The organism is Megasphaera sp. AF13-6AC, from assembly GCF_027685385.1.
Classification (GTDB): Bacteria; Bacillota; Negativicutes; order Veillonellales; family Megasphaeraceae; genus Megasphaera; species Megasphaera micronuciformis.
The window spans coordinates 1-515 of the sequence record NZ_JAQCUN010000276.1 but is presented as its reverse complement, the minus strand read 5'-3'; the positions used below and the strand labels follow the sequence as shown (position 1 = coordinate 515).

Below are 515 nucleotides of genomic sequence, written 5' to 3'. Positions count from 1 at the left end.
ATTTGCTCGCCTACCGTAAGCACGGGATTTAATGAGGTCATCGGGTCTTGAAATACCATGGCCATTTCCTTGCCTCGTAGCGTATTCATTTCCCGTTCCGAAAAGTTTTCAATATTAAAACCGTCCCAAATAATTCGTCCCGATGTAAGTTTTGATACGGACGGCGGTAAGAGCTTCATTACCGTTTGGGAGGTAACGGACTTACCACATCCCGATTCGCCCACAATACCGACCATTTCTCCCTCATCAAGATAAAACGATACGCCGTGAACGGCCTCTACCGGGCCGCGAGGGGTTGCAAAAGAGACGGAAATATGGTCTACCTCTAATAAATGCTTCATATATTCCCATCCTTCCCCGTCTGCGGATCCGCCAAATCATATAGACCGTCACCTAAAAAAACAAATCCCAACATAGTTAAGCACAAGGCCGCGGCGGGGAAAAAGAGTTGGAACGGAAAGGATCGGATGCTGTTAATCCCCTCGGACGTCAAAACGCCCCAACTGGCCATGGGA

Annotated in this window: 1 protein-coding gene and 1 pseudogene; both read right to left on the bottom strand. The window is 48.3% G+C overall.

The window, feature by feature from the left end; translation table 11 throughout:
- On the bottom strand, positions 1-341 hold a 341-nt coding region (locus tag PGX78_RS08815; RefSeq protein ID WP_270446585.1), incomplete at its 3' end, for an ATP-binding cassette domain-containing protein.
- Positions 338-515: pseudogene (locus tag PGX78_RS09470) on the bottom strand (ABC transporter permease); the annotation flags it as partial. The pseudogene PGX78_RS09470 and the gene PGX78_RS08815, both read right to left, overlap by 4 nt.